The 787-nt window shown below is 47.6% G+C and carries 1 protein-coding gene; it reads right to left on the bottom strand.

What is annotated here, in order from left to right:
* The coding region (locus R7Q11_RS25725; RefSeq protein ID WP_225466946.1) for an AMP-binding protein at positions 1-787 on the bottom strand (787 nt) is incomplete at both ends.

Here is a 787-nt window from a genome sequence, read left to right as displayed (position 1 = left end):
CATACGAACTTCTGTCGAAGGAACTGGCAGACCGATAGAACCGTTGTACTCAACCAGGTCATGCGGGTAAGCCGCAACTAACGGTGAACACTCAGTAAGTCCATAACCTTCAAGCAGGTAGCAGCCTGTGGTCTTCAGCCATTTCTCAGCAACAGCACGTTGAACTGCCATACCACCACCAACAGCCAAGCGAAGATTACTGAAGTCCAACTCATGGAAATCTTCATTGTTCACTAGCGCATTGAATAAGGTATTCACACCTGTGATCGCTGTGAATTGGTACTTTTGCAGCTCTTTTACAAAGCCGGGAATATCACGCGGGTTGGTAATCAGTAAGTTACGACCGCCCATTTCGATAAACAGCAAACAGTTCACTGTCAGTGCGAACACGTGGTAAAGCGGCAATGCGGTTACCACTAATTCACGACCTGGAGAAAGTACAGGACCGTAAGCCCCTTTCGCCTGAAGCACGTTAGCAATCATGTTGCGATGCGTTAGGATTGCACCTTTTGCGACACCCGTAGTACCACCAGTGTATTGCAGAAATGCAATATCATCACCAGACATAAACGGCTTCACGTATTGCAGACGACGACCTTTGCGCAGCGCTTTACGCATTGAAATTGCGCCCGGTAGATCGTACTTAGGAACCATGCCTTTTACGTATTTCACCACGAAATCGACAATCGTACCTTTCGCTCGTGGCAGCATTTGGCCAAGGCTAGTTAGCACCACGTGTTTCACGGGTGTGTTATCTACGATTTGCTCTAGTGTATTGGCAAAGTTA

It is taken from the genome of Vibrio sp. 970, assembly GCF_033339075.1.
This window is presented reverse-complemented; position numbering and strand designations above follow the sequence as displayed.